Consider the following 19,337-nt stretch of genomic DNA (forward strand, 5'->3'; position numbering starts at 1 on the left):
GATGGCGGCGGCACATTCAACATCCAATGCAAGCTGACCCACCGCTATCGCGGGCAAGCCTTGCTCCCACAGAAGCCCGTCTGTGTATTGGGGCTCAAACACAAGGTGCGATTTCCCCCTCCCTACGCTAACCTGCGGCCATGTTTTACGAGGTCGACTATGCACATCCATATTCTCGGTATTTGCGGCACTTTCATGGGTTCGATGGCTGTTCTGGCCAAGGAACTGGGCCATCACGTGACCGGTTCCGACGCCAACGTCTACCCGCCGATGAGCACTCAGTTGGAGGCCCAGGGCATTGAGCTGACCCAAGGTTATGACCCGGCGCAACTGGATCCGGCGCCGGACCTGGTGGTCATTGGCAACGCCATGTCCCGGGGCAACCCGGCGGTGGAGTACGTGCTCAACAAAGGCCTGCCGTACGTGTCCGGGCCGCAATGGCTGGCCGATCACGTGTTGCAGGGCCGTTGGGTATTGGCCGTGGCCGGTACTCACGGCAAGACCACCACCAGCAGCATGCTCGCCTGGGTGCTGGAGCACGCGGGCATGAGCCCGGGTTTCCTGATCGGCGGCGTGCCGCAGAATTTCTCGGTGTCGGCGCGCCTGGGCGGTACGCCGTTCTTCGTGATCGAGGCCGACGAATACGACAGCGCGTTTTTCGACAAACGCTCGAAATTCGTCCACTACCGGCCGCGAACGGCGATCCTCAACAACCTTGAGTTCGATCACGCCGACATCTTCCCCGATCTGCCGGCCATCGAGCGACAGTTCCACCATTTGGTGCGCACCATCCCAAGTGAAGGCCTGGTCATCCACCCAACCACCGAGCCTGCGTTGCAGCGCGTGATCGAGATGGGCTGCTGGACCCCGGTGCAAACCACCGGCACGGGCGGGCAATGGCAAGTGAAGTTGCTCAAGGACGACGGTTCGCAGTTCGAAGTCATGTTCGAAGGCGTGTCCCACGGTGTGGTCGAGTGGGACATGACCGGCCAGCACAACGTTGCCAACGCGCTGGCCACCCTCGCGGCGGCTCGTCATGTCGGCGTGGTGCCGTCCATGGGCATTGCCGCCTTGAGCGCGTTCAAAAGCGTCAAGCGTCGGATGGAGAAAGTCGCCGAAGTGCGCGGCATCACCATTTATGACGACTTCGCCCACCACCCGACCGCCATCGCCACCACGTTGGACGGTTTGCGTAAGCGCATCGGTGATGCGCCGCTGATTGCCATCATCGAGCCGCGCTCCAACTCCATGAAGCTTGGCGCCCACCGCGACGGCTTGCCCGAAAGCGTGGTCGATGCCGATCAGGTGATCTGGTATGCGCCGGCCAACCTGGGCTGGGACCTGGGTGCCACCGCCGCGTTGTGCAGCGTGCCGTCGATTGTCAGTGATTCTTTGGAAGGTATCATCGCGCGTGTGAAGAGCCAGGCCCAGCCCGGCACCCACGTGGTGATCATGAGCAACGGCGGCTTTGGCGGCCTGCACGGCAAACTGGCCGAGGCGCTGCAATGAACACTCGCTTGGAGAGCAATGGCCCCGAACGCATCACGCTGGCGATGACCGGTGCTTCCGGCGCCCAGTACGGTTTGCGCCTGCTCGATTGCCTGGTGCGGGAAGACCGCGAGGTGCATTTCCTCATCTCCAAAGCCGCGCAATTGGTGATGGCCACTGAGACCGACGTGACCCTGCCACCCAAGACCCAGATGATGCAGGCCTTCCTCACCGAATACACCGGTGCGGCGGCGGGGCAGATTCGTGTCTACGGCAAGGAAGACTGGATGTCGCCGGTGGCCTCGGGCTCCGGCGCGCCAGCGGCCATGGTGGTGGTGCCGTGTTCCACCGGGACGCTCTCGGCGATTGCCACCGGCGCCTGCAACAACCTGATCGAACGGGCCGCCGACGTCACGCTCAAGGAGCGCCGCCAGTTGATCCTGGTGCCTCGGGAGGCGCCGTATTCGAGCATTCATCTGGAGCACATGCTCAAGCTGTCGAACATGGGCGTGACCATCCTGCCGGCCTCGCCGGGCTTTTATCACCAGCCGCAGACCATCGACGACCTGATCGATTTTGTGGTCGCGCGAATTCTCAATCTGTTGAACATCCCCCAAGACATGTTGCCGCGTTGGGGCGAGCATCATTTGAGCAGCGATGAATAAGCTGTTGGTGGTGTTGCTGGTGCTGCAATTGACCGGCTGCGCCACCGCCCGCACCCTCGACGCCGCCAAGCCCGGCGCGCCGGTGGTGTATTCGGGGACTCGCCTGGACCTCTACGCCCTCAACGGTGGCTGCTGCGCCATGGACCGCTTCGGCGCCGAGGCCCCGAGTTACCCTGGCGTTGATCTGCCGGCCAGCGCGTTGCTGGACACCTTGTTGCTGCCGTTGTCGTTGTTGACGGTGATAGGCGTGAGGTTTCAGGCGTCGGGTGGGTTGTAACTAACAACACGAAACCCTGTGGCGAGGGAGCTTGCTCCCGCTGGGCTGCGAAGCAGCCCTAAGCTTTTTGTTGCTTCGACTGCGCAGGCGACTGCTTTGCAGTCGAGCGGGAGCAAGCTCCCTCGCCACAATGGTTCACCTACATTCAGTGAATCGCCTTATAGCGCTGACCGGTCACTTGCCCAACTTACGCAACTCATCCGACTCCACCACCCGCACTCCGGCTTGTTCTTCCAGCGCCAGGCGCCACATGGCGCGGGCCAGTTGGCAGGCTTCGATGCCGTGGTATTTGCCTGGGATGAGCCGCGACAGGGGGCCGACCAGTTGTTCGGCCAACCGTGGTTCGGTGCGCTCGCCCAGCAACAGGGAAGGGCGGCAGATGGTCAGTTGCGGCCAGTCCTGAGCCTTGAGCGCCGCTTCCATTTCGCCTTTGACCCGGTTGTAGAAGATCGATGACTTCGCGTCGGCGCCCAGGGCGCTGATCACGATCAGGTGCCGTGCGCCCAGCTCCCGGGCACGTTTGGCGAAAGCCACCACCAGGTCCAGGTCTACTGCGCGAAACGCCTGTTCGGAGCCGGCCTTCTTGAGGGTCGTACCGAGGCAGCAGAAGGCGATGTCCACCTGGCCACTGAGTTGTGGCAACAGCGCTGACGGCTCACCGACCGGGTTTTCCAAGTGAGGATGATCGGCCAGCGGCCGGCGAGAGGGCGCCAATACACGTGTGACGGTCGGCTCGTTGAGCAGCCGATCCAGCAGATGTTCCCCGGTCAGCCCGGTGGCTCCGGCGAGCAAAACATGCTGAGGCGTCAAGTACATGGTGTTTCCCCCTTGATACGGTTCAGCTTAGTTGCTCTTTGTGGCCCCGTCGTTCACTGCAGCACTTTGCAATGCTTTTCGCGCCTGTTGTTTGCGCAGCAGTTGCCAATGAGAGAGAACGGTTCTGGGCGCCCAGATCTGCGGCTCGGACGCTTCGAAATTATCCGCCTGCTCCCGTTCGGCAACGGTGGCCTTGGCCCGTTTGAAAGCCTGCTCCAGATCGTCGGTCTGGTTCAACGCCTGGGCGAACAGCGCATCGCCGAAATAGGTGAAGTTGGCCTCCTCGGAGCAGCCAAAGGACACCCGGTCGGCCCGGGAGGCGGTCATGATCAGCGTACGCTCATCTTTGAGCGCCGGGATGAAACCTCCGGAATAGCAGGCTGAGATCACCACGATTTTGTCGCGGTTCTTCAGCGGCGCCAGCACGGCGGCCAGTTCGTCGGCGGGCAGGTCGGCCAGCTCCATGCGCGGCTGGTCGAGTACCAGTTCATGCTCGCTGGTGCCGTGGCTGGTCAGGTAGATGAAGATCAGGTCTTCCGGGCCGCTGCGTTCGGCCAGGGTGAGGGCGGCGCGGCGCAGGCTTTCGCGGGTGGCCATGGGCCGGTCAGCGAGGTGATCGCGGTGGTTCACCAGGCGGATCTGCCCGAATGCACCGAAACGGCTGGCGAGCATGTTGGCGACGTAGTCGGATTCGCGCAGGAACACACTCTGCTTGCCGTCGCCGCCCAGGGTCAGGCTGTACAGCTCCACCGCCGGCGTCGACGCCGGGATATTGGCCAAGGCATCGTCCAGCAGGCGTCCCTGGGCCAGCAAACCGAGTTCGAGCACATCCGGCAGCAGCCTGCCGTCAGCGTCGCGCACCCGCTGGCCGTTGGCCCAGGTGCCGCTTTGTACCGTGCCGTCGGTCAGCGCCAGTGTGCCGCGCCCGTGGTAGCTGTCGCTTTCGAACTGGCCGATGTAAAAACTGCCGTCGGGCAGGTTCAGGCGGCCCTGGCCGGTAAAGCGCCAGTCATTGAATTGACCGAGGTAATGGCTGCCGTCGGCGCCGATCAGTTCGCCCTTGCCGGTCAGCGCGCCGTCCTTGAACTGGCCGATCCAGACATCGCCGTCGGCGTTTTCGTAACGACCGCGACCGCTGAGTTGGTTGTTCTTGAAGCCGCCGATGTAGACATCGCCGTCGGCGCTGTTGAAGGTGCCCTTGCCCTGGAGCTGGCCATCGACGAAGTGCCCGGTGAACTGGTTGCCACTGGCATCGAAGCGCTGGCCTTCACCGTTGGGCTTGCCGTTGGCGAAGGGCCCCTGGTATTGGCTGCCGTCTTCGAGTTCAAGGCGCCCAAGGCCCGAATACCGGTCGGCCTTGAATTCGCCGCGGTAGGTCATGCCGTTTTCTTTGAGCGTCCCCTCACCGTCGCGCCGGCCTTGCTTGAAGCCGCCGGTGTAGCTGCTGCTTGGTGTGTTCAGGCTGCCTTGGCCGTGGAACAGACCCTGCTCGAACTGGCCGCGATAGACCTCGCCATTGCTGCCATGCCATTCGCCGGTGCCGTGCCACTGGCCCTTATCGAACTGGCCGGCGTACCAACTGCCATTGGGGTAGTCGATGCGCCCCTGGCCTTGCAGCAGCCCGTCCACCAGGTCGCCGCGATAGCGTCCGCCGTCGGGCAGGCGTGCATCGGGAGGCAACAGCGATTCGCCGTCGCCACAGGCGGTAAGCAACAGGGTCAGAGCCAGGGGTGCAAGTGAACGCATAACGGAATCCAGATAATCAGGCGACGAGTATGCCGCAGCTATGCGTGTGAGATATAGGGACGCGATGCGAAACTGCCTGAGCGGTTTCGCCACCGCAAAGGTTTATACGAAGCAGAGCGACAGGGGCTCGGCGATGTAGGCCGGTTTTTCCGAGCCTTCGATTTCCAGCGTGGCGGTGGCCTTGAGCAGCCACTGGCCGGGTTTCTTCTCGGTGACGTCCACCAGGTCGACCTTGAGCCGGACCTTGGAATCAACCTTCACCGGTTGGATGAAGCGCACGCTGTCCAGCCCATAGTTGACGACCATCTTCACGCCCTCGGGCAGGATCAGGATGTCTTCCATCAGCTTGGGCATCAGCGACAGCGACAGGAAACCGTGGGCGATGGTGCTGCCGAACGGGGTCTGTGCGGCCTTGACCGGATCGACGTGGATGAACTGAAAGTCGCCAGTGGCTTCGGCGAACAGGTTGATTCGCTGCTGATCGATGGTAAGCCAGTCGGAACGTCCAAGTTCCTTGCCGACATAATCTTTGAGTGCTGCAACGGGAACGTAGGGCATTGAGACTCTCCTTGGTGTCATCGGTTTATCGTTTGGAACGGGGATCGGCGTCCCCGGACAACCACTGTAGATCAACATGACGCGCCGGGAAGGTCACTGACCATGCTTTTTACGAATGCCGACCCATAGCGCGGGCGTGCTTATATAATGCGGGCGCATTTACTGGGTACGTGTTGTGGGGGAGAGAGCGGATGTTGCTACGGGGCCTGACCTGGCTGGTGCTGTTCCAATTGCTCGGCACTGCTATCAATCATTTGTTCCTGCCTGTGTTGCCGGGGCCCATCGTTGGCCTGCTGCTGCTGTTGGGCTATCTGATTATCCGCGGCGAAGTCGGTGAGCCATTGAACCTGGCCGCGGCCAGCCTGCTGCGGTACCTGCCGTTGCTGCTGGTGCCTCCCGCGGTGGGGGTGATGGTCTATGCCCGGGCCATCGCCGCCGATTTCTGGGCCATCGTGGGTGCGCTGGTGTTGTCGCTGGTCTTGTCCATGGCGTTTGCCGGTGTGCTGATGCAGCGCCTGGCCAGGCGCCATGCCCCGGCCCCAACCCCGGAGGATGCCCAATGATCCTCGATTGGCAGGGCGCCTGGACCTCGGTGATCCACCATCCGCTGTTCGGTATTGGCATCACCCTGGGTGCCTATCAACTGGTGCTGGCGGCGTTCGAAAAGACCCGCTGGGTGTTCCTGCAACCGGTGCTGATGTCGATGCTATTGCTGATCGGCGTGCTGGTCGGCTGTGGTATCAGCTACGCCGAGTACCGCAAGAGCACCGAAATCCTCAGCATTCTGCTGGGCCCGGCCACGGTCGCCCTGGCGGTGCCGCTGTATTTGAACTTGCGGCGGATCCGGCAATTGTTCTGGCCGATTTTTACTACGCTGGTGATAGGCGGGGTGTTCGCCACCGGCTCTGCGGTGGTGTTGGGCTGGAGCTTCGGCGCCGAGCACATGATTCTGATGACCATGGCGCCTAAATCGGTGACCTCACCGATCGCCATGCTGGTGGCCGAGCAGATCGGCGGTGTGGCAGCCATGGCGGCGGTGTTTGTATTGATTACTGGCGTGCTGGGGGCGATTCTGGGCCCGAGCATTCTGACGAAGTTGGGAGTCCATAGCCCTGAGGCCCGGGGCATGGCTTTGGGCCTGACGGCCCATGCGGTTGGCACTTCCGTGGCGTTGCAGGAAAGCGAAGAGTGCGGTGCTTTTGCGGCGCTGGCGATGAGTCTGATGGGCGTGGCCACGGCAGTGTTACTGCCGTTAGTAGTGTCGATGACGGTCTAAGGAACTGGTTATGAGCTTGCCGCTTTTCCCGTTGAACACCGTACTGTTCCCCGGTTGCATTCTCGATTTGCAGATTTTCGAGGCGCGTTACCTCGACATGATCGGGCGCTGCATGAAAAAGGGCGAAGGGTTCGGGGTGGTGTGCATCCTCGATGGCGAGGAAGTCGGCACCGCGCCTGACGGCTACGCGCGGGTAGGCTGTGAGGCGCGAATCACTGACTTCTCCCAGCAGGACAACGGTCTGCTGGGCATTCGCGTGCAAGGGGGGCGACGTTTTATCGTGCACGCCAGCAGCGTCCAGCCTGATCAACTGACGGTCGCTGAGGTCGAGTGGCTGGAAGACGAGCCGGAGCAACCACTGCAGGACGAGGATGCCGATCTGGTCGCGCTGCTCAAGGCCTTGGCCGAGCACCCGATGGTCGAGGCGTTGAACATGGGCACCGAAGCGACCGGCCAGCAGTCGTTGGCCAATCAACTGGCCTACCTGTTGCCGTTCAATGAACTGGACAAGATCGACCTGCTGCAACTCGATGATCCCCAGCAGCGCCTGGATGCCATTCAGGCCTTGCTCGATGAGTTGCAGGGCGAACTCTTCGCCTGACGAGCCACATCTCCTTGTGGGAGCGAGCCTGCTCGCGATAGCTGACTCCCGGCCTCAATAGGCGTACCGCAACATCGCATGGGGCAGATGCCGCAGGGCGAAGAAGCTGAACGCGGCCACCAGCGCCGGCAGGATCAGCCACCAGACTTTCGGCGGCATGGCCGGCAGCGGGGTCTGGCGCTGGCTCAACCACAGGACGGCTGCGCAGACGCAGGCCGCGAGCATGGCGCCGGCGATGACATCGCTCGGCCAATGGGCCCCGAGGTACACCCGCGACAGGGCAATCGCCAGCGCCGGCAAACAGCCCAGCAACAGCCAGGTCAGGCGCATGCGTGGCGGTTGTCCGCGCCCGGCCAGTACGGCGAGGGCCAGGAACAGCGCGAATGAGCCGGAGGCATGGCCGCTGGGCATGCTGTAGCTGGTCAGCGGGTCGGTCAGTATTTCCGGGCGCACACGGGCGAAGAACTGCTTGCTGCCCGTATTGGCCAGGGACGTGAGCAGCATCGTGGCGCCGGCAAAGATTCCCTGCCGCCACTGGCGCGCCACTAGCAGCAACACCGTCACCAAGGTGCTGAAAATCAGCATGTAGCGGAATTCGCCGATGACCGTGAAGGTCACGGCGATTTCATCCAGCGTCGAGCTGCGATGCTCCTGGACCAGGGTCATCAGGCCCTGATCGAATGCCGTCAGGTAGCGAAACCCAATGAACAGGCCGATCAGGATCGCCAGGCCCAGGCCCGCAATCAGCGCCGTGGCGTGACGATGACGACGCATGCTGCTGTTGACACTTAGCCCGATCATCACCGCGATGCTGCCGATCACGACACCGGCCTGTGGCCAGAAGCCTTCGGGCAGCGGCAGGCGGAACGCCGCCCCGGTGGCCCAGCCCGGCAGCAGATACGCCACGCTCCAGCCTGTCGCGGCCAGCAGGCTGACGGCGGCGAAGCGCGGGAAGGGCATGTCGAACATCCCGGCCACCATCGGCAACATCGGTCGCAACGGGCCGATAAAACGGCCCACCAGCAGGCTGGCAATGCCGTAGCGCTGGAAATAGTTTTCCGCTGCGCTCATCCATTCCGGGTGATGCCGCAGCCCCGGCAGGCGCCGGATATTCTGGTGGAAATGCCTGCCCAGGAAGTACGACACCAGGTCCCCAAGCAAGCCACCCAACAGGCCCAGCAGCAGCGTCTCGCCCAGGGGCAACGCACCGCTACCGGCCAGCACCGCGATCGCAAACAACAGCACGGTACCTGGCACGATCAACCCGGCGATGGCCAGGCACTCCACACACGCGACGATGAACACCGCCACTGCCAGCCATTGCGGGTTGACGGTCAGCCAGCCGGTGACGCTATCGAGCCATGGGCCCATAAAAACAACTCCATTGAGTATTGAGTAGCCTGCATTTTTTATTGTGGGAGCGGGCTTGCTCCCACATGTGATCTGCTGCGAACGAAAAACCGATCACTGAAGATCAATTGTGGGAGCCGAGCTTGCTCGCGATAGCAGTGTGTCAGTCAGCATGAATTCAACTGAGCCGACGCTATCGCGAGCAAGCTCAGCTCCCGCAGGGGTATTTGTGTTGCATTGATTCAGGAAAGCAAAAAATAATCGCGACCTTCGACCTGTCCGCGACGCAGCGGGTTCCGGGTGCACCATGGTGCGTAGGCGGCGTCGACGAAGCGATACAGCAGATGCTCGTCTCGCCCCGTCGGGATGCCCAGGCGGGTGGTCTGGATCACATTGACCGTCGGCACCCCCACGTCTTCCACCAGCAAGCGTTCGGGGTCCAAGCGTTTGGCGTCCCACTGCGGCACTTTCAGGCCCAGCGCCTTGCACAGCAAGGTCTGGCCGGCACAGAGTTTCTGCGGCATGCGCGGGCGGTGCTGGGCGTCGGGGTTGTTCAGCAGCATCTGCGCCAGGCTTGCCGGCCCGGAAATAGCGTCGACCCACGGGTACGCCGATTTGATCAGCACCGCATTGCCGGGGCCCTGGGCGCTGAAGTTCAACGAATCGCCACCCCGGGCGTAGTACATATAGATGTGGCCGCCATCCAGAAACAACGCCTTACGCTTTTCTGTGTAGCCCAGCGAAGCATGGCTGCCCTTTTCAGCGAAGTAATACGCTTCGGTCTCGATGATCCGCGCGCTGAGCCACAGGTCGCCGACCTTGTGGCGAATGACTTTGCCCAGCAGGTCCCGGGCAAGCACCTGGGCATCGCGGTCAAAAAAACCATGGGGCAAGGCGTTGGGCAATGGCGGGTGCGACAAATCGGTCATGGCGATGGACGAAGGGAGGCCAAAGGAGCCGCGATGATAGCAATGGAAAGCTTAATCACCGCTGAACACCGGCAATTTCTGCAGGTTTTGATCTCCGCCGGTCACCCCTGTGAGTCCATGCTGTCAGTCCTGCTGTTAGTCCGGGGATACGACAGCTATAATCTGCCGCTTTCCTCAACGCCAAGACCACACAGACCATGACTGAGTCCGTTCTTGACTACATGACCCGCCTGGGTCGCGCTGCTCGCCAAGCGTCGCGCATCATCGGCCGTGCCAGCACCGCGCAGAAAAACCGCGCCCTGCAAGCCGCCGCCAATGCGCTGGACGCTGCTCGCGCCGAGTTGTCTGCCGCCAATGAGCTGGACTTGGCCGCGGGGCGGGCCAATGGGCTTGAGCCGGCGATGCTCGAGCGTCTGGCGCTGACCCCGGCACGCATCGACGGCATGATCGTCGGTCTGCGCCAGGTGGCGGCGCTGCCGGACCCGGTCGGGGCGATCCGTGACATGAGCTATCGGCCGTCGGGTATCCAGGTCGGCAAGATGCGCGTGCCCCTGGGCGTGGTCGGGATCATCTACGAGTCGCGGCCGAACGTGACCATCGATGCCGCGAGCCTGTGCCTGAAGTCCGGTAACGCAACCATTCTGCGTGGCGGTTCCGAGGCGATTCACTCCAACCGGGCCATTGCCGCCTGCATCCAGCGCGGCCTGGCCGAAGCCGATCTGCCGCCGGCCGTGGTGCAAGTGGTGGAAACCATCGATCGCGCCGCAGTCGGCGCGCTGATCACCATGCCCGAATTCGTCGACGTCATCGTGCCCCGTGGTGGTAGAGGCCTGATCGAACGGGTCAGCCGCGACGCCCGCGTACCGGTGATCAAGCATCTGGACGGCATCTGTCACGTTTACGTCAGTGCCCACGCCCAATTGCCGAAAGCCCAGCGCATCGCCTTCAACGCCAAGACCTACCGCTATGGCATCTGTGGCGCGATGGAAACGCTGCTGGTGGACCAGGCCATTGCCCAGGACTTCCTGCCGTCGATGGCGGCCCAGTTCCGCGAAAAAGGCGTCGAGTTGCGCGGTTGCGAGCGCACCCGGGCGATCATCGAGGCGGCTGTGGCCACTGAGGAAGACTGGAACACTGAATATTTGGCGCCGATCCTGTCGATTCGTGTGGTCGACGGGCTGGATCAGGCCATCGAACACATCAACCGCCACGGCTCGCACCACACCGACTCCATCGTCAGTGAACATCTGGGCGAAACCCGGCGCTTCGTGGCCGAAGTGGACTCGGCGTCGGTGATGATCAACACCCCGACCTGCTTCGCCGACGGCTTCGAATACGGATTGGGTGCCGAGATCGGCATTTCTACTGATAAGCTGCACGCCCGCGGTCCGGTAGGCCTCGAAGGTTTGACCTGCGAGAAGTACATCGTGGTCGGTGATGGCCAGTTGCGCGGACAGGAGCCGGTCTGACTTGGGCGATCTCGACCCGTCAGCCGCTGTGACGACAACCCCGCCCCGGCGCATCGGTATCCTGGGCGGCACGTTCGACCCGGTGCACATCGGCCATTTGCGCGGTGCCCTGGAAGTCGCCGATGCCCTGGCCCTCGATGAGCTACGCCTGACGCCCAGCGCCAGGCCGCCTCACCGGGATACGCCGCAGGTATCGGCGCAGGACCGTCTGGCGATGGTCGAGTGCGCGGTGGCCGGTGTGGCGCCGCTGGTGGTGGACGCCCGCGAATTGCAGCGGGACAAACCGTCCTACTCCATCGACACCCTGGAGCTGATGCGGGCCGAACTGGCCGCTGATGCCCAGGTTTTTCTGCTTTTGGGCTGGGACGCATTTTGCGGCCTGCCCACTTGGCATCGCTGGGAAGAGTTGCTCCAGCATTGCCACATCCTGGTGCTGCAACGCCCGGATGCCGACAGCGAGCCGCCGGATGCCTTGCGCAACCTGCTGGCGGCACGCTCGGTGAGCGACCCGCTGGCCCTGAAAGGGCCGAGCGGACAGATTGCATTCGTCTGGCAGACGCCGCTCGCGGTATCCGCCACCCAGATCCGTCAACTGCTGGCCAGCGGTAAGTCGGTACGTTTCCTGGTGCCCGACGCGGTCCTGGCCTACATCGATGCGCACGGGCTTTACCGTGCGTCGAACTGAAAGAGGTGCGCTTCAAGGCACGTGAATGCGTGTAACGAAGCGCCCGAACATACGAGCAAAACGAGTTTTATATGACTGACAAAGACGTAAATAAAGTAAAGCGCAAAGGCACGTTCAAGAGCGCTCCGCTGCCCGTAGAGGCTCACACTGGTGTGGTACTGGCTGGCGAAGAGCTGGTCAAGGTTGCCGTAGCGGCCCTGGAAGACGTCAAGGCCCAGGACATTCAGGTGATCGACGTTCGTGAAAAGCAGAGCATCACTGACTTCATGATCATCGCGACAGGTACCTCCAACCGCCAGATCGGCGCGATGCTGGATAAGGTCCGTGAAGCGGTCAAGGCTCAGGGCGTCAAGCCTTTGGGTGAAGAAGGCAAGGGCGACAGCGACTGGGTGCTGCTGGATATGGACGACGTCATCGTGCACATGATGACCGCCTCGGCGCGCCAGTTCTACGACCTGGAGCGCCTGTGGGCCGGTGCCGAGCAGAGCCGTTCGGCCAGCGCCGCGCATCACAGCCCGGAAAACACCCATGAGCATTTCACCAAGCTCAACAAAGACCAGCAATAAGGGACCGCTGTGCGACTGCGCCTGATCGCTGTCGGTTCTCGCATGCCCAAGTGGGTGGAAGAAGGCTGGCATGAATATGCCAAGCGTCTTCCCTCCGAGCTGGCCCTGGAACTGGTGGAAATTCCGCTCAACACCCGTGGCAAGAACGCCGACGTGGCGCGCTTTATCCGTCAGGAAGGCGAAGCCATGCTGGCCAAGGTCGGGCCGAACGAGCGGATCGTCACCCTCGAAGTCCACGGCAAGCCCTGGAGCACCGAGCAACTGGCGGTCGAGCTCGATCGCTGGCGGCTGGATTCGCGCACGGTCAATTTTATGGTCGGTGGCCCGGAAGGGCTGGCGCCGGAAGTCTGTGCCCGCGCTGATCAGCGTTGGTCGTTGTCACCGTTGACGTTGCCGCACCCGCTGGTGCGGATTCTGATCGGCGAACAGTTGTATCGTGCCTGGACAGTCCTGTCCGGGCACCCTTACCACAAGTAATCCTGCCCTCATGCCTCAGCCGATCCGCATCAAGGACCACGAAAAAGACGCCCGTCTGGTGCGGGGCCGGGTCGTGTTCGGCGCCATCACGGTGGTGGCGCTGATCGGTGTGCTGATTGCGCGGCTGTATTTCCTCCAGGTGATTCAATACGAGTACCACTCGACCCTGTCGGAAAACAACCGTGTGCATGTGCAGCCGATTCCACCGACTCGCGGGCTGATCTTCGACCGTAATGGCGTGGTGGTGGCCGATAACCGGCCCAGCTTCAGCCTGAGCATGACCCGCGAGCGATCCGGCGACTGGCAGCAGGTGCTCGACGTCATCGTCGAGGTGTTGCAGCTGACGCCCGAGGACCGGGCGATCTTCGAGAAGCGCATGCGCCAGGGGCGGCGCCCGTTCGAGCCGGTGCCGATCCTGTTCGAACTGACCGAAGAGCAGATCGCCCTGATCGCCGTGAACCAGTTCCGCCTGCCCGGCGTCGAGGTGGTGGCGCAGTTAGTGCGGCATTATCCCCAGGGGTCGCACTTTGCCCACTCGGTCGGCTACATGGGACGGATCAACGAAAAAGAGCTAAAGACCCTCGATCCGGTCAATTACAGCGGCACCCACCACATTGGCAAGACGGGCATCGAGCGCTTCTACGAGCCCGAGCTGCACGGCCAGGTGGGTTACGAAGAAGTCGAGACCAACGCCCGTGGCCGCGTGTTGCGGGTGCTCAAGCGCACCGACCCGATTCCCGGCAAGGACATCGTCCTGAGCCTGGACATCAAGTTGCAGGAAGCCGCCGAAGCGGCGCTGGGCGGGCGGCGTGGCGCGGTGGTGGCACTGGACCCGAACACCGGCGAGGTCCTGGCGATGGTCAGCCAGCCGAGTTTCGACCCGAACCTGTTCGTCACCGGCATCAGCTTCAAGGCCTACGCCGAGTTGCGCGATTCCATCGACCGGCCATTGTTCAACCGCGTGCTGCGTGGCCTGTATCCGCCGGGTTCGACCATCAAGCCGGCGGTGGCGATTGCCGGCCTGGACTCCGGCGTGGTGAACGCCTCGAGCCGGGTCTTCGACCCTGGTTACTACATGCTGCCCAACTATGACCACAAGTACCGCAACTGGAACCGCACCGGTGACGGCTATGTGGACCTGGAAACGGCGATCATGCGGTCCAACGACACCTACTTCTATGACCTGGCCCATAAGCTGGGGATCGATCGGCTGTCGTCCTACCTGGGCAAGTTCGGCATCGGTCAGAAAGTGTCCCTGGACATGTTCGAAGAATCACCCGGCCTGATGCCATCCCGGGAGTGGAAGCGAGTGACCCGTCGCCAGGCGTGGTTCCCCGGCGAAACCCTGATTCTGGGGATCGGTCAGGGCTACATGCAGGCGACGCCGCTGCAACTGGCCCAGGCCACGGCCTTGGTGGCAAGCAAGGGCAAGTGGTATCGCCCGCACCTGGCCAAGACCATTGAAGGTCAGAAACCGGTAGACCCCAACCCGATGCCGGATATCATCCTGCACAATCCGTCGGACTGGCAGAAGGTCAACAACGGCATGCAACAGGTGATGCACGGTGCCCGGGGCACCGCGCGCAAAGCGGCCATCGGCGCGCAATACCGCATTGCCGGCAAGAGTGGTACGGCCCAGGTCGTTGCCATCAAGCAGGGCGAGAAGTACGACCGCTCCAAGGTTCAGGAACGTCACCGCGACCACGCTTTGTTCGTTGGTTTTGCGCCGGCCGACAACCCGAAAATCGTTGTGGCGGTGATGGTCGAGAACGGTGAGTCCGGTTCCGGCGTGGCCGCGCCAGTGGTGCGCCAGATCATGGACGCCTGGCTGTTGGACGAGCACGGCCAGCTCAAGCCTGAGTACGCAAGCCCCACCACTGCGGAGGCTACTGCCCATGATGAATAATTTCGACCGGATCCTCTCCAGCGAAGACGTGATGCGCCGTCGTGCCACGCTGTTGCAGCGTATGCACATCGACGGCCCGTTGCTGATCCTGCTGCTGACGCTGGCCGCCGGCAGCCTGTTCGTGCTGTATTCGGCCAGCGGCAAGAGCTGGGATCTGCTGGCCAAGCAGGCCACTTCGTTCGGCATTGGCCTGGTGTCGATGGTCGTCATTGCCCAGCTCGAACCGCGGTTCATGGCGCGCTGGGTGCCGCTGGCCTATGTGATTGGGGTCAGCCTGCTGGTGGTGGTGGACGTGATGGGCCACAACGCCATGGGTGCCACGCGCTGGATCAACATCCCTGGGGTGATCCGCTTCCAGCCTTCGGAATTCCTGAAAATCATCATGCCGGCGACCATCGCCTGGTACCTGTCCAAGCGCACCTTGCCGCCGCAGCTCAAGCACGTGTGCATCAGCCTGTTGCTGATCGGTATCCCGTTCATCCTGATCGTGCGCCAGCCGGACCTCGGCACCTCGCTGCTGATCCTGGCCGGCGGTGCTTTCGTGCTGTTCATGGGCGGGTTGCGCTGGCGCTGGATTCTCAGCGTGATTGCTGCCGCCATACCGGTGTCGGTAGCGATGTGGTACTTCGTGATGCACGACTACCAGAAGCAGCGCGTCCTGACCTTCCTCGACCCGGAAAGCGATCCGCTGGGCACCGGCTGGAACATCATCCAGTCCAAGGCCGCCATCGGCTCCGGCGGGGTATTTGGCAAGGGCTGGCTGATGGGCACCCAGTCACACCTGGACTTTCTGCCGGAAAGCCACACCGACTTCATCATCGCCGTCATGGGCGAGGAGTTCGGCCTGGTGGGTATCTGCGTGCTGCTGCTGATTTACCTTCTATTGATCGGCCGTGGCCTGGTGATCACTGCCCAGGCCCAGACATTGTTCGGCAAGTTGCTCGCGGGCAGCCTGACCATGACGTTTTTTGTTTATGTTTTCGTCAACATCGGTATGGTCAGTGGCTTGTTGCCGGTCGTGGGGGTGCCGTTGCCATTCATTAGCTACGGAGGAACTTCGCTGGTGACGCTACTGTCAGCGTTTGGGGTCTTGATGTCGATCCATACCCATCGCAAGTGGATCGCGCAGGTTTGAATAAGGTGAAGAGTTCAATGCAAGCAATGCGTGGCTGGTCGACGCGGTATGCGCCGTGGATCGGTCTGGTCGGCTTCCTGGGCGGTGCGCCGCAGACCTTGGCTGGCGAGTATGAAGGCTCGCCGCAAGTGGCCGAATTCGTCGGTGAAATGACCCGCGACTACGGTTTTGCCGGTGAACAGCTGATGGGGGTGTTCCGCGAGGCCGAACGCAAGCAGTCGATCCTCGATGCGATCTCCCGGCCTGCCGAGCGGGTCAAGCAGTGGAGCGAGTACCGGCCGATGTTCATTACCGAGGCGCGTATCGCCCGGGGCGTGGATTTCTGGCGTCAGCACGAGGCCGCCCTGAGCCGTGCCGAACAGGAATACGGCGTACCGGCCCAGGTCATCGTGTCCATCATCGGTGTCGAGACCTTCTTTGGCCGCAACACCGGGAATTTCCGGGTGATCGACGCGCTGTCGACCCTGGGTTTCGATTACCCGCCGCGCGCCGAGTTTTTCCGCAAGGAGCTGCGTGAGTTCCTGCTGCTGGCCCGCGAAGAACAGCTCGATCCGCTGACCCTCAAGGGCTCTTACGCCGGAGCCATGGGCCTGCCGCAGTTCATGCCCAGCAGTTTCCGGGCCTACGCGGTGGACTTCGACGGCGACGGCCACATTAATATCTGGACCAACCCGACCGATGCCATCGGCAGTGTTGCCAGCTATTTCAAGCGTCACGGCTGGGTGGCCGGCGAGCCTGTTGTCAGCCGCGCCGACGTTCGGGGCGACCACGTGGACGAGGGCCTGACCGAGGGCATCGAACCGACGAAAACCGTCGGGGAGTTGCGGGCGTTGGGCTGGTCGAGTCATGATGCGCTGCGTGACGACATGCCGGTCACCGCGATGCGCCTGGAAGGCGAGCAGGGCCCTGAGTACTGGATGGGCCTGAAGAATTTCTACGCGATTACGCGTTATAACCGCAGTGTGATGTACGCCATGGCCGTGCATCAACTGTCTGAAGAGCTGGTCAAAGCACGGGGCGTCAAATAATGCGGGCATTGCCTACCTATCAACCCCTGAAAGCCAAGCCCCTGAAATTCGTGGCGTTGGCCGCGCTGTCGCTGTTGGTCGTCAGTTGTTCGACCAGCCGCGCACCGACCCAGAAAACCGCTACCGCCGTGCGCGCCATGCCGGGTCTGGACATCAACCGGGCCCACAAGGATGGCGCGCCGTGGTGGGACGTGGACGTCTCGCGCATTCCCGACGCGACGCCGACCCTGCACACCGGTCCCTACAAGGCCAACCCGTATACGGTGCTGGGCAAGACCTATTTCCCGCTGTCTGACTCCAAGCGCTACGTCGCTTCGGGCACGGCGTCCTGGTATGGCACCAAGTTTCATGGCCAGAACACCGCCAATGGCGAGGTGTATGACCTGTATGGCATGAGTGCGGCCCACAAGACGTTGCCGTTGCCCAGTTATGTCCGGGTGACCAACCTGGACAACAACAAGAGCGTGATTCTGCGGGTCAACGACCGTGGGCCGTTCTATTCCGACCGCATCATCGACCTGTCGTACGCGGCGGCGAAAAAGCTCGGTTACGCTGAAATCGGTACCGCGCGGGTCAAGGTCGAAGGGATCGACCCGCAGGAGTGGTGGGCCCAGCGAGGCCGTCCGGCGCCTTTGATGCTCAACGAGCCGAAAGTGGCGCAAAATGCCGCGCCGACCGTGACGGCTTCCACCGGTACGGTTGAACAGTGGACGCCGCCGCCGCAACAACACGCTGCGGCCGTGGTGCCTGTACAGATCGACGCAAAAAAAAACGCTTCTGCAACAGCGTCTGGCCAGTATCTGCAAGTGGGCGCGTTCGCCAACCCGGACGCTGCAGAACTGCTCAGGTCCAAGCTCAGCTCGATGGTGAGCGCTCCGGTGTTCATCAGCTCGATCGTGCGCAACCAGCAGACACTGCATCGGGTGCGCCTGGGGCCGATCGGTTCTCCGGGTGAAGTCCAGCAAGTGCAGAACAGCGTACGCCTGGCCAATCTCGGCTCACCGAGCCTGGTCACCGCGGAATGATTGATTGAAGGCCCGCTTGCGGTTTGAGCGGGTCAGGTTGTTGGCTCTACGCATAACAAAAGCCCGGCAAGGGATGTGAGTGAGCAGCTTAAATACGCGGCAACCCGTTAGAAGGTTGCCTGTTTAGTTTTGCCTCCGGGCAGTTTCCATTAGCGATTTCGAGAGACGGATGAACATCACCACCTTTGCCAAACGCCTTTGCCTGCTAGTCCCGCTGCTTCTCTCACCTGCCGCGTTCGCGGTCGAGATGATGCCGTCGCCCCCACAACTGGCGGCCAAATCCTACGTGCTCATGGATGCCAGCAGCGGCAACGTGCTGGTGGAGAACAATGGTGACCAGCGCCTGCCACCGGCCAGCCTGACCAAGCTGATGACCGCCTACATCGCGACCCTGGAAATCCGTCGCGGCCAGATCGGTGAAAACGATCCTGTGACCGTCAGCGAAAACGCCTGGCGCACCGGCGGTTCGCGGATGTTCATCAAGGTTGGTTCGCAAGTGACCGTCAGCGATCTGCTGCACGGCATCATCATCCAGTCCGGCAACGACGCCAGCGTCGCTCTTTCCGAGCACATCGCCGGCAGCGAAGATGCGTTCGCCGACATGATGAACAAAACCGTCGCCGACCTGGGCATGACCAACAGCCACTTCATGAACCCCACCGGCCTGCCGAACCCCGAGCACTACTCCTCGGCTCACGACATGGCGGTCCTGGCGCGGGCGATCATCCACGAAGACCCGGCGCACTACGCCATCTACTCCCAGAAAGAATTTTTCTGGAACGGCATCAAGCAGCCTAACCGCAACCTGCTGCTGTGGCGCGACAAGACCGTCGATGGCCTGAAGACCGGCCACACCGACGAAGCCGGCTATTGCATGGTGTCTTCGGCTGTTCGTGACGGCATGCGCCTGATCGCCGTCGTTTTCGGCACCAGCAGCGAAGTGGCCCGTGCCGCCGAGACCCAGAAGCTGCTGACTTACGGTTTCCGCTTCTTCGAAACCCAGACCTTCTACCAGAAAGGCACCGAGCTGGCTCAGGCCCAGGTCTGGAAAGGCACCAGCAACCAGGTGAAGGCCGGTCTGGCCCAGGACCTGACCATGACTCTGCCTAAAGGCCAGCTCAAGAAGCTCGCTGCCAGCATGACCATGAACCCCCAACTGACCGCACCTATCGCCAAGGGCGATGTGATCGGTAAAGTCGAAGTCAAACTGGACGACAAAGTGGTGCACAGCGCCGACCTGATCGCTCTGGACGCGGTCGAGGAAGGTGGTATCTTGCGCCGCATGTGGGATAGCATCCGTCTATTCTTCTACGGCTTGTTCAACTGATTCAGTGTTGACC

The 19,337-nt window shown here is 62.3% G+C and carries 20 protein-coding genes; 15 read left to right on the forward strand and 5 right to left on the reverse strand.

Going from position 1 to position 19,337, the window contains the following annotated elements; translation table 11 throughout:
- Nucleotides 1-159 precede the first annotated feature (159 nt).
- The 3 genes from mpl to ACA047_RS03815 are packed head-to-tail and all read left to right on the forward strand — an operon-like array spanning nucleotide 160 to nucleotide 2,430.
- A complete protein-coding gene (mpl, locus tag ACA047_RS03805) occupies nucleotides 160-1,509 on the forward strand; it encodes a UDP-N-acetylmuramate:L-alanyl-gamma-D-glutamyl-meso-diaminopimelate ligase (RefSeq protein ID WP_497356821.1) in 1,350 nt (449 codons plus the stop codon).
- On the forward strand, nucleotides 1,506-2,153 hold the full coding sequence (ubiX, locus tag ACA047_RS03810; protein ID WP_440799682.1) for a flavin prenyltransferase UbiX: 648 nt from the start codon (nucleotides 1,506-1,508) through the stop codon (nucleotides 2,151-2,153). Before mpl ends, ubiX begins: the two co-directional genes overlap by 4 nt.
- Nucleotides 2,146-2,430, forward strand: a complete 285-nt coding sequence (locus tag ACA047_RS03815) for a YceK/YidQ family lipoprotein (protein ID WP_497356823.1) — start codon at nucleotides 2,146-2,148, stop codon at nucleotides 2,428-2,430. The genes ubiX and ACA047_RS03815 overlap by 8 nt, the downstream gene beginning before the upstream one ends.
- Before the next feature lie 174 nt (nucleotides 2,431-2,604).
- On the opposite strand, the gene ACA047_RS03820 is transcribed toward ACA047_RS03815, so the two are convergent.
- From ACA047_RS03820 to ACA047_RS03830, 3 genes are all read right to left on the reverse strand, one after another.
- Nucleotides 2,605-3,246: an oxidoreductase gene (locus ACA047_RS03820; RefSeq protein ID WP_497356825.1), complete on the reverse strand. Its 642-nt coding sequence runs from the start codon at nucleotides 3,244-3,246 to the stop codon at nucleotides 2,605-2,607.
- 27 nt (nucleotides 3,247-3,273) lie between these two features.
- Entirely contained in the window at nucleotides 3,274-4,992 is a 1,719-nt protein-coding gene (locus ACA047_RS03825) for a C13 family peptidase (RefSeq protein WP_497356827.1), read from the reverse strand.
- Between the two features lie 102 nt (nucleotides 4,993-5,094).
- Nucleotides 5,095-5,550, reverse strand: coding sequence for a MaoC family dehydratase (locus ACA047_RS03830; RefSeq protein WP_497356829.1), 456 nt, complete (start codon nucleotides 5,548-5,550; stop codon nucleotides 5,095-5,097).
- A gap of 191 nt (nucleotides 5,551-5,741) precedes the next feature.
- Here ACA047_RS03830 and ACA047_RS03835 point away from each other — a divergent pair, with 191 nt between their 5' ends.
- Genes ACA047_RS03835 through ACA047_RS03845 form a run of 3 tightly spaced genes read left to right on the forward strand, consistent with a single transcriptional unit; the run spans nucleotide 5,742 to nucleotide 7,427 of the window.
- Nucleotides 5,742-6,113 (forward strand): CidA/LrgA family protein, encoded by a 372-nt coding sequence (locus ACA047_RS03835; RefSeq protein ID WP_497356831.1) that lies wholly within the window; start codon nucleotides 5,742-5,744, stop codon nucleotides 6,111-6,113.
- Nucleotides 6,110-6,826: an LrgB family protein gene (locus ACA047_RS03840; RefSeq protein ID WP_497356833.1), complete on the forward strand. Its 717-nt coding sequence runs from the start codon at nucleotides 6,110-6,112 to the stop codon at nucleotides 6,824-6,826. Before ACA047_RS03835 ends, ACA047_RS03840 begins: the two co-directional genes overlap by 4 nt.
- 10 nt (nucleotides 6,827-6,836) lie before the next feature.
- Nucleotides 6,837-7,427, forward strand: a complete 591-nt coding sequence (locus ACA047_RS03845) for an LON peptidase substrate-binding domain-containing protein (RefSeq protein ID WP_497356835.1) — start codon at nucleotides 6,837-6,839, stop codon at nucleotides 7,425-7,427.
- A 54-nt stretch (nucleotides 7,428-7,481) separates the two neighbouring features.
- Here the strand turns inward: ACA047_RS03845 and ACA047_RS03850 are convergent, their stop codons facing one another.
- Both ACA047_RS03850 and ACA047_RS03855 read right to left on the reverse strand, forming a co-directional pair.
- Complete coding sequence (locus ACA047_RS03850; protein WP_497356837.1) at nucleotides 7,482-8,798, reverse strand: bifunctional DedA family/phosphatase PAP2 family protein; 1,317 nt, start codon at nucleotides 8,796-8,798, stop codon at nucleotides 7,482-7,484.
- Nucleotides 8,799-9,019: 221 nt separating this feature from the next.
- A complete protein-coding gene (locus tag ACA047_RS03855; RefSeq protein WP_497356839.1) occupies nucleotides 9,020-9,706 on the reverse strand; it encodes a DNA-3-methyladenine glycosylase in 687 nt (228 codons plus the stop codon).
- Between the two features lie 197 nt (nucleotides 9,707-9,903).
- On the opposite strand from ACA047_RS03855, the gene ACA047_RS03860 reads away from it, so the two are divergent.
- The 9 genes from ACA047_RS03860 to ACA047_RS03900 all read left to right on the forward strand — a co-directional run bounded on the left by ACA047_RS03860 (nucleotide 9,904) and on the right by ACA047_RS03900 (nucleotide 19,324).
- A complete protein-coding gene (locus ACA047_RS03860; protein WP_497356841.1) occupies nucleotides 9,904-11,175 on the forward strand; it encodes a glutamate-5-semialdehyde dehydrogenase in 1,272 nt (423 codons plus the stop codon).
- Nucleotides 11,144-11,860, forward strand: a complete 717-nt coding sequence (gene nadD, locus ACA047_RS03865; protein WP_497356843.1) for a nicotinate-nucleotide adenylyltransferase — start codon at nucleotides 11,144-11,146, stop codon at nucleotides 11,858-11,860. Before ACA047_RS03860 ends, nadD begins: the two co-directional genes overlap by 32 nt.
- A gap of 71 nt (nucleotides 11,861-11,931) precedes the next feature.
- A complete protein-coding gene (gene rsfS, locus ACA047_RS03870; protein ID WP_497356845.1) occupies nucleotides 11,932-12,426 on the forward strand; it encodes a ribosome silencing factor in 495 nt (164 codons plus the stop codon).
- Between the two features lie 9 nt (nucleotides 12,427-12,435).
- Complete coding sequence (gene rlmH, locus ACA047_RS03875; RefSeq protein ID WP_003185785.1) at nucleotides 12,436-12,903, forward strand: 23S rRNA (pseudouridine(1915)-N(3))-methyltransferase RlmH; 468 nt, start codon at nucleotides 12,436-12,438, stop codon at nucleotides 12,901-12,903.
- 10 nt (nucleotides 12,904-12,913) lie between these two features.
- Nucleotides 12,914-14,809: a penicillin-binding protein 2 gene (gene mrdA / locus ACA047_RS03880; protein ID WP_497356847.1), complete on the forward strand. Its 1,896-nt coding sequence runs from the start codon at nucleotides 12,914-12,916 to the stop codon at nucleotides 14,807-14,809.
- A 31-nt stretch (nucleotides 14,810-14,840) separates the two neighbouring features.
- Nucleotides 14,841-15,944, forward strand: coding sequence for a rod shape-determining protein RodA (rodA, locus tag ACA047_RS03885; RefSeq protein WP_497360212.1), 1,104 nt, complete (start codon nucleotides 14,841-14,843; stop codon nucleotides 15,942-15,944).
- A gap of 17 nt (nucleotides 15,945-15,961) precedes the next feature.
- The gene (gene mltB, locus ACA047_RS03890) at nucleotides 15,962-16,972 is read left to right on the forward strand and encodes a lytic murein transglycosylase B (protein ID WP_497356849.1); all 1,011 of its coding nucleotides are present in this window, start codon (nucleotides 15,962-15,964) and stop codon (nucleotides 16,970-16,972) included.
- Nucleotides 16,972-17,997 (forward strand): septal ring lytic transglycosylase RlpA family protein, encoded by a 1,026-nt coding sequence (locus ACA047_RS03895; RefSeq protein ID WP_497356851.1) that lies wholly within the window; start codon nucleotides 16,972-16,974, stop codon nucleotides 17,995-17,997. The genes mltB and ACA047_RS03895 overlap by 1 nt, the downstream gene beginning before the upstream one ends.
- Nucleotides 17,998-18,166: 169 nt before the next feature.
- On the forward strand, nucleotides 18,167-19,324 hold the full coding sequence (locus ACA047_RS03900; RefSeq protein ID WP_497356853.1) for a D-alanyl-D-alanine carboxypeptidase family protein: 1,158 nt from the start codon (nucleotides 18,167-18,169) through the stop codon (nucleotides 19,322-19,324).
- The last annotated feature ends 13 nt before the right edge of the window (nucleotides 19,325-19,337 follow it).

Source organism: Pseudomonas sp. LBUM1664 (assembly GCF_059695895.1).

Coding starts and splice junctions, on each gene's coding strand:
- ACA047_RS03835 (WP_497356831.1), top strand. CDS start 5,742: ATGTTGCTACGGGGCCTGACCTGGCTGGTGCTGTTCCAATTGCTCGGC.
- ACA047_RS03900 (WP_497356853.1), top strand. CDS start 18,167: ATGAACATCACCACCTTTGCCAAACGCCTTTGCCTGCTAGTCCCGCTG.
- mpl (WP_497356821.1), top strand. CDS start 160: ATGCACATCCATATTCTCGGTATTTGCGGCACTTTCATGGGTTCGATG.
- ACA047_RS03820 (WP_497356825.1), bottom strand. CDS start 3,246: ATGTACTTGACGCCTCAGCATGTTTTGCTCGCCGGAGCCACCGGGCTG.
- ACA047_RS03860 (WP_497356841.1), top strand. CDS start 9,904: ATGACTGAGTCCGTTCTTGACTACATGACCCGCCTGGGTCGCGCTGCT.
- ACA047_RS03850 (WP_497356837.1), bottom strand. CDS start 8,798: ATGGGCCCATGGCTCGATAGCGTCACCGGCTGGCTGACCGTCAACCCG.
- ACA047_RS03830 (WP_497356829.1), bottom strand. CDS start 5,550: ATGCCCTACGTTCCCGTTGCAGCACTCAAAGATTATGTCGGCAAGGAA.
- nadD (WP_497356843.1), top strand. CDS start 11,144: ATGGCCAGTTGCGCGGACAGGAGCCGGTCTGACTTGGGCGATCTCGAC.
- rsfS (WP_497356845.1), top strand. CDS start 11,932: ATGACTGACAAAGACGTAAATAAAGTAAAGCGCAAAGGCACGTTCAAG.
- mltB (WP_497356849.1), top strand. CDS start 15,962: ATGCAAGCAATGCGTGGCTGGTCGACGCGGTATGCGCCGTGGATCGGT.
- mrdA (WP_497356847.1), top strand. CDS start 12,914: ATGCCTCAGCCGATCCGCATCAAGGACCACGAAAAAGACGCCCGTCTG.
- ACA047_RS03815 (WP_497356823.1), top strand. CDS start 2,146: ATGAATAAGCTGTTGGTGGTGTTGCTGGTGCTGCAATTGACCGGCTGC.
- ubiX (WP_440799682.1), top strand. CDS start 1,506: ATGAACACTCGCTTGGAGAGCAATGGCCCCGAACGCATCACGCTGGCG.
- ACA047_RS03840 (WP_497356833.1), top strand. CDS start 6,110: ATGATCCTCGATTGGCAGGGCGCCTGGACCTCGGTGATCCACCATCCG.
- ACA047_RS03825 (WP_497356827.1), bottom strand. CDS start 4,992: ATGCGTTCACTTGCACCCCTGGCTCTGACCCTGTTGCTTACCGCCTGT.
- ACA047_RS03895 (WP_497356851.1), top strand. CDS start 16,972: ATGCGGGCATTGCCTACCTATCAACCCCTGAAAGCCAAGCCCCTGAAA.
- ACA047_RS03845 (WP_497356835.1), top strand. CDS start 6,837: ATGAGCTTGCCGCTTTTCCCGTTGAACACCGTACTGTTCCCCGGTTGC.
- ACA047_RS03855 (WP_497356839.1), bottom strand. CDS start 9,706: ATGACCGATTTGTCGCACCCGCCATTGCCCAACGCCTTGCCCCATGGT.
- rodA (WP_497360212.1), top strand. CDS start 14,841: ATGCGCCGTCGTGCCACGCTGTTGCAGCGTATGCACATCGACGGCCCG.